Source organism: Methanosphaera sp. DEW79 (assembly GCF_003266085.1).
GTDB classification, from domain to species: Archaea; Methanobacteriota; Methanobacteria; order Methanobacteriales; family Methanobacteriaceae; genus Methanosphaera; species Methanosphaera stadtmanae.
Map to the genome: position 1 here is coordinate 1 of NZ_MUZW01000044.1, position 7827 is coordinate 7827.

8 protein-coding genes are annotated in these 7827 nt (G+C 25.6%); 7 read left to right on the forward strand and 1 reads right to left on the reverse strand.

Features of this window, described 5'->3' with window-relative positions; translation table 11 throughout:
* Positions 1–227: 227 nt before the first annotated feature.
* Positions 228–1145 (forward strand): hypothetical protein, encoded by a 918-nt coding sequence (locus BZ132_RS04000; RefSeq protein WP_286940549.1) that lies wholly within the window; start codon positions 228–230, stop codon positions 1143–1145.
* Between the two features lie 14 nt (positions 1146–1159).
* Here the strand turns inward: BZ132_RS04000 and BZ132_RS04005 are convergent, their stop codons facing one another.
* Entirely contained in the window at positions 1160–1546 is a 387-nt protein-coding gene (locus BZ132_RS04005) for a hypothetical protein (protein WP_011406410.1), read from the reverse strand.
* Positions 1547–1729: 183 nt separating this feature from the next.
* Here BZ132_RS04005 and BZ132_RS04010 point away from each other — a divergent pair, with 183 nt between their 5' ends.
* The 6 genes from BZ132_RS04010 (at position 1730) to BZ132_RS04035 (ending at position 7728) form a co-directional block, all read left to right on the forward strand.
* Positions 1730–2224: a MarR family transcriptional regulator gene (locus BZ132_RS04010; RefSeq protein ID WP_112149527.1), complete on the forward strand. Its 495-nt coding sequence runs from the start codon at positions 1730–1732 to the stop codon at positions 2222–2224.
* On the forward strand, positions 2217–3581 hold the full coding sequence (locus tag BZ132_RS04015; RefSeq protein ID WP_286940550.1) for an MATE family efflux transporter: 1365 nt from the start codon (positions 2217–2219) through the stop codon (positions 3579–3581). The genes BZ132_RS04010 and BZ132_RS04015 overlap by 8 nt, the downstream gene beginning before the upstream one ends.
* Before the next feature lie 511 nt (positions 3582–4092).
* Positions 4093–4389 (forward strand): DUF6110 family protein, encoded by a 297-nt coding sequence (locus tag BZ132_RS04020; protein WP_286940551.1) that lies wholly within the window; start codon positions 4093–4095, stop codon positions 4387–4389.
* 64 nt (positions 4390–4453) lie between these two features.
* Entirely contained in the window at positions 4454–6571 is a 2118-nt protein-coding gene (locus tag BZ132_RS04025; RefSeq protein WP_011406414.1) for a heavy metal translocating P-type ATPase, read from the forward strand.
* Positions 6572–6675: 104 nt separating this feature from the next.
* On the forward strand, positions 6676–6993 hold the full coding sequence (locus BZ132_RS04030) for a hypothetical protein (RefSeq protein ID WP_011406415.1): 318 nt from the start codon (positions 6676–6678) through the stop codon (positions 6991–6993).
* A 264-nt stretch (positions 6994–7257) separates the two neighbouring features.
* On the forward strand, positions 7258–7728 hold the full coding sequence (locus tag BZ132_RS04035; RefSeq protein WP_011406416.1) for a hypothetical protein: 471 nt from the start codon (positions 7258–7260) through the stop codon (positions 7726–7728).
* Positions 7729–7827 lie beyond the last annotated feature (99 nt).

Here is a 7827-nt window from a genome sequence, read left to right on the forward strand (position 1 = left end):
AAGAAATTTTATATTTTATTAAAGTTTTTATTATATATTTTCAAAAAAAAACTACTTAAAATAAATCTTCAATAATTTGATACATAAGTCCTTAAATTTATTGAAAATTAACTACTACATGTATATGTAGTTTTAGTAGTTTCATATAAATAACAAAAAGATTATAACTATATAAAATAATTATACAATATAATAATAGTTACATACAAATATGAAGGCTTAAAAAAATGAATAGTACAATTGAATGTAGAAAATGTCATTCTAAAAACTCCATAAATGCAACATTATGTTATAATTGTGATGAATCATTACAGAATTATAATTACTATAAAAATGACTTTAAAGTATATTATAAGTTATTTAGTAAAGAAAACATGGAAATACTAGAAAAAATTCCCCTAACAGACACATCCTATGATACAATATTAAATAATATAGTTAATATTAATCCAGAAATTACAATACCAGCATATCCTACAATACCTGTACTACTTAAAATTATAAAACCCTATGTTAGAGTTCAATATGATTCAGAAAATAAACATCCAAACTTTCTAAGTTTCTATTCATTTAATAAAATATTTCTAAATAGAACAACACCTTCTAATATGATTCCTTCCTCAATAATTCATGAACTTGCACATCATCTTTTTAATGAAATAATTAAACAGACAATAATGCATCTTCTAAATACTGAAAAAAACTTATATATTGAATCATTTGCATGGTATTTAACTCTTCAAAATAAGTATCTTGAAATTACCAATGAATATGTTTCACATAAAGTACAAGAATACTTTATTCCTGAAAAATTTAATGGATACACATCTCTTATAAAAATATTGATGGATAATGATGATTTAGATACCAAAAAAATTGAAACTGCACTCAGTTTTGGTAGTTCAATTAGTGATGATGTAATATTTATTTTAGAACATTTTATAAAACAAGTAAATAATAATATGCCCCATATTAGTCAAGATAATACTATAGGCTATCCAATATATAAATTCAACACGCAACAAAAAATTGATGCTCTATATACTATTATATATAAGACCTTTGAACTCTTTTATAAAAACAAGAAGGATATGCTTCCACTTCTTGATCAATTTAATCAAAGTTATATATATTATAATATATAGAAATTCTACTTTGATTATTGCTTTACTATTTTTTTAAATTGAGGATATTTTTCAATAAAATCTAATACTTCATTACTTATAAAATCAAACCATGCTTCATGTGATATGTCTCTTGAGAAATGTTTAATATGCATAACTTTTCTATTATTTTCTAGTTGATTGTATTGTTCTATAAATTCTTCTGGTATTTCTGGTAGATTCATATCATCTAATGGATTTCCATTATATGCTAATCTAACATCGTCAAATAACAGTGGTATTACCTCACCATTTTTTCTTGTTATTAATACTATTTGTTCATAGTACTTAGCAAGTGTAATGTAATCTAATTTAACTTTAGTATATTTGTTACCTTCCTGTGTCATTCTTTCTAGTTTTTCATAGTTCCATTTACTATCCATATCACAAAAACTCCTATTATATATACTACTATTTTTATAGAATGTTTCATATAAACACATACTTTTAATAACAATTGTTGCTATGACAACATTTATATATTGTTATTATAAAATATAATAAATAGTTGCTTAGTCAACTGTTATTATAATAATATAAATAATAAATTTTGAAGGTAAAAAAAAATGTTAAAGGAAGATAAATGTGTAAATAACAAAAACTGCCTTGAAAATAAACATATTATACCTTACCTTTCAATAATACTTCGTTCTGAATATGTCTATATAAGTAGACATTTAAATACTAAATATAATTTTGGAAGAACACAACTATATGTTCTAAGAAAATTATCTCTAACAAACAAACCATTAAATCAGGAATTCTTTTCAAAACATTGTCAAATAAATAAAGGATCAATTGCAAGAACATGCCAAAAACTAGAAGAAAATGATTATATTAAAAGAGTAGTGGATCCTAACAATAAAAGACAATACATAATCTACCTAACTAAAAAAGGTGAAGAAGTAGCAACTGAAATAAAAATCCTTGAAAAAAAATGGGAAAATAAGATTTGTGAAGAATATGATGGAACAAAGGAAGAATTATTGAATAATCTACGAAAAATGACATTAACCTCATTTAATATGATAAATGATAACCGAGATAATATTTATGAGTAAAACAGATAATATTGAATTAATAAGAGGAGATCCAAAAGTTGCAATAAGAAAATTATCAGTACCTACCATGTTTTCCATGTTACTTATTATGATGTATAATTTAGCAGATAGTTTATGGGTAGCAGGATTAGGATCTGATGCATTGGCAGCACTTGGATTTATAAGTCCACTATTTTTTGTAATAGTAGGAATTGGAAATGGAATAGGAGCTGGTGCAAACTCACTTATAGCTCGTGCAATAGGACATAAAGATAAAGCTCTAGCAGATAATGCTGCAAGTCACAGTATATTTATTACAATCATACTTTCAATAGCATTACCACTAATACTCATACCTCTACTTAGCCCAATTCTCACATTAATGGGTGCAGGACGTTGTGTGAGTATGGGAGTAGATTATGGTAATGTTGTATTTCTATTCATGATTGTATTTTTATTTGCAAGTGTAGCTTCTGCAATTCTAAGAGCAGAAGGAGATGTAAATAGATCCATGTATGCCATAGCCATTACTGCAATTTTAAATATAATTATAGATCCAATATTCATTTATGTATTACATATGGGAATAGTTGGAGCAGCATGGGCTACTGTACTATCATCACTTATAAGTTGTATTGTAATGGGATACTGGATATGGATAAAAAAAGATACTTATCTACGTATCAATAGAAAAGTATTCAACTATGCAAATAAAGTAACTAAAGATATATGTTCAGTAGCAATACCATCAATGGCTGAAAACATTACAATGTCTGCTTTAATCATGATTATAAATGGAATGCTTACAATTGTAGCAGGAACTACTGCAGTAGCTGTATATGCTTCAGCTGCAAGAATCAACCAATTTGCAATGATACCTTTATTTGGTATTGGAACTGCAATGCTTACAGTAACAGGTACAGCATATGGAGCACATGACTATAAAAAACTTAAAGAAGCACATAGATATTCAATAATATTAGGATATGGAGTATCAATATTATTATCAATTATAATGTTCTTTGGTTCTGATTACATTGCATTATTATTTGCATATACACCAGAGAGTGCACCTCTTGCACCACTTATATCCAATGCATTGAAAATACTATGTCTATTCTTAATAGCAATGCCTGCAGGTATTATGTCTTCAATGACATTCCAAGGAGTTGGAAAAGGCCTTACATCATTTATAATTACATTATGTAGATCAATTATATTTGAAGTAATATTTGGATATGTTATTGGAATTGTACTTGGATTTGGAGAATTTGGAGTATATGCTGGTTTAGTAATAGGATGTGCTTGTGGTTCATTACTTTCATATGCCTGGTGTAAACTCTTTATTAAGAGACTTAATAAAAACTATACTAAATGAGATTTTTTATAAAATCTCAATTTTTTTTGAAAATTAGATTTCACATTATAAACTACATTATTCTAGATTTAATTATTATAAAAATATTAAATAGTATATCAGCTACTAATATTTTTAAATTAGAAGTAAACTATTTTTATGTTGTATTTTTTTAAGATATTTGGAAATAAAAAAAAAAGAAGTGTAAATTATATTTTTTTTGAAAATATGCTAATTATACTCTATAAAATAAAATGAATTTAGGTATAACTAAATTAATTATTTTATAATAAAAAGAGTATAATTTTAAATAATTATCAACATATTCCCATATAAAATAAATATATACATTGAATTTAGTCTTACTTAAATATTTTTTTATAAAACCTAAAAATACTCATATTTATATAAGAAATAGAATATAAATTCTACTATAGAATATTTAAATAATCATATTTGATTAATAAAATTTAAATAAAACTTCTTAAAGGAATTAATTTTATATTCTATTAAAATTAAAAAAGGTGATATAATGGCAAGACAACAAAGAGGATATGTAGATAGAACAAGAGATTTTCTAAAACAAGAAAAAGTAAAATATTTCATTGGGGGAGCAATAGCAACAGTAGCTATTGGTAAAATCTTAGAAACAGAAATAGCACACAATGCAGCAGTATCTGCTACAGCAGGAATACTAAATTTAAAAGATTCAGTAGAAGAAAAAGTAGAAAACATTAAAGAAGATGCAGAAGACATTCATGCAGAAGCTCAAGAAAAACAAAAAATTGAAATCTACGGACCAGAAGATGAAGAAGACGAAGCAGAATAAAATTTTTTATTTTATAAACCCCTTAATCTTTTTTTAATGATTATACTAAATTGAAGGAAGTAACATGAAATTTAAAATAGTTTATGATAACAACAAGGACATAATACGTGTTCGTGCAGGAAGAGCTGCATTCACAACCAGTGAAGGATATGGATTATCCCAATTACTTTCCCAAAAAAAAGGTATCAAAACTGTTAAAGTTTCATCTACCAATGGTAGTATTCATATAAAATACTCTGGTAATAAAAACAGAGTATTTAAATATTTAGCAAACTTAAAAAAATCAGACTTATATGAAGCTGAACCAACAACTGAAGAACTATCAAGAGAAACTAATAATCATTACATTAATAAAATACTTAAAAAAATAGTTGGTAGATATGCAGCACAACTCTTTTTACCAACACCACTTAATATTATTAAGATTGTTTATGAATCTATACCATACATAGTTAAAGGTATTGATAGTTTAATACATATGAGAATAGATGTAGATTTATTAGATGCAACATCCCTTGCTGTAACATTAAGTCAAGGAATGTTTGGACCAGCAGGATCTATTGTATTTTTACTCGGATTATCAGAAATACTTGAAGAATACACAATAGAAAAAACAAAACACTCACTTGAAAACAGTTTAATGTTAAATATAAATAAAGTATGGATTGAAACTGAAACAAATGAAGAAGTACAAATACCATTTACACAACTTAAAGAAAAAGACAAAGTTATTGTAAGAACAGGTACAATCATACCTGCAGATGGTGTTATTATAAAAGGAAATGCTGAAATTAACGAAGCAACAATGACTGGTGAATCATTACCAGTATCTAAAAATGTTGGAAAAGCAGTATTTGCAGGAACAATTGTTGAAAATGGTTCAATAACTGTTGAAGTTGAAGCAATAAATGAATCAACTAGAATAAATCAAATCATTGATTTAATTGAAAGTTCTGATAAACTCAAGGCAGGAATCCAAAGTAAAGCTGAAAAATTAGCAGATTCAATAGTTCCATGGAATTTTGCAATAACACTATTAACATATATTATAACTGGAAGTACAATAAAAGCTATTGCAGCACTAACTGTAGATTATTCATGTGCAATTAAACTTGCAACACCAATATCTATCATATCAGCAATGAGAGAAGCTTCAGAAAGAGAAGTTGTTGTTAAAGGTGGAAGATATCTTGAAGCTTATGCAACAGCAGATACAATAATATTTGATAAAACTGGAACATTAACTAAGTCATGCCCAGAAGTTGCTAAAGTTGTATCTCTTGGTGCATTATCTGATGAAGAATTACTCAGACAAGCAGCATGTATTGAAGAACATTTCCCTCATAGTGTAGCTACTGCTATTGTAAATAAAGCTAAAGAACTTGGCCTAAATCATGGAGAAGAATTACACTCTGAAGTAGAATATATTGTAGCTCATGGAATTGCAACCACATTAGATGGAAAACGTGCCGTATTAGGTAGTCAACACTTTGTACTTGAAGATGAAAATGTAAAAATTACAAAGGAAAAAGAAGATATTATATCTGAAAATGTTGATAAATATTCTGTAATATACTTTGCTATAGACAGAGTACTTGAAGGAATTATATGTATATATGATCCTCCACGTGATGAAGCAAAAGTAGTGCTTAATAAACTTAGAAGTTTAGGAATTAAGGATATTGTAATGCTTACAGGAGATTCTGAAAATGCCGCAGCAACAACTGCTAAATTATTAGGAATAAATCATTATAGATCTCAGGTACTACCTGAAGATAAAGCAAGTATTGTAGAAGAAATAAAAGAAAAAGGCAAGAAAGTAATAATGGTGGGAGATGGTATTAATGATTCACCAGCATTATCTGCAGCTGATGTATCTGTAGCAATGAAAGATTCATCTGATCTTGCTAGAGAAGTAGCAGATATTACTTTACTTCGACCTTCATTAAATGATCTAATAACTATTAGATTATTAAGCCAACAAATGCTTGATTTAATACATAGAAATTATAAATTAATACTTCTATTGAATACAACATTCATGGCATTAGGTCTTAGTGGAGTTATATCCCCATCTGCAACATCAGTATTACATAATGGTTCTACAATGCTTATAGGTCTAGATAGTGCAACATCTAAAAATTATGAAATAAATGAAAGTGAAATTATTGATATTGAATAACTTTCACTTATTTAACTTTTTTTTAACTTGATTTAAAATAGTTTTATCCAAATAAAAAAATTAATCTTAATATATTTATACTTTTTTTCATAAAAGTATTGAATATGAGAAATAACAAAACCATAGTAATAATTGTAGGGATTATTTTAGTAGGTTTACTAATAATTAGTAATGGATTATTGAATTTTAGTTTTAATGAAAATAATTCAACAAACAATATTTCAACTAGTGATAATAATTCTAGTTATAACTCAAGTAATGTAGATAATTCACAAAAAAACAATATAGAAACAAATGTTCAGTCTAAAAACTCAATAGATAAACAAGCAAATACTCATAAAGCTTCAACACCAAGTAGTAGTGAAAATAATCCTACTAGTAGTAGTGATAATGTTGCACAACCTACTCCTAGTGATAGTTAATGTAGTACTACATCAAATTAGATTAAATTTTCTTTTTTCATTTTTTTTATTGAAAGTATTTTTTATAGAAATTATATAATTTTAAAAGATTAATCTTAAAATAAAATTTTTGTTTAACTTAATTGATATTTTAATAAAAATAGTTCATTCTTTATCAAAATAAATAAAATATTTTATATAGAACAATTAATAAATTTTTAATTGTAATCCTTTAAATTAAATTTAATAAATATTGATTACAAAAAACCTGAAAATTTGATTAAAATGTCAACAAAGAATAAAAAAATTTATAAAATATTAAATATTCTTGAAACATATAATGAATGGAATGACCTAGAATACATATTTATTGACAAAACATTAACACTAACACCAGATATATATGACAATCTTCTAAAAAATAAAATTATTATAACTGAACATGAAAATAATCTTCACATGCTTGATGAAAACAAAGATACATACACCCTACTTGACTCCATACCTACAGTTGATTTAATAATCATGTCAAATAACATTAATAGCCTAACAAACAAGTACATTAAAAAGCTTATTGATGAAGATAATACTATTATTTCAAAAATTCTATCAGATAATATGTATTATATTGCTGATATGAAAAAGAAATTACATATAATTATAACAAATAATAATACATTTGTTTTTAAGGGGTATGGAGTTAATTTAAGACTATTAAATCATACAAAAAATAAGGAATATTTAAGTATCAACTAACTTTCTATTTCATTAAGTAGATAATTTTAATATTTAGGTATAAATACAAAATATTAAAACTTAGATAAAATATTTTATAAAACAAGAAGTATTATTATT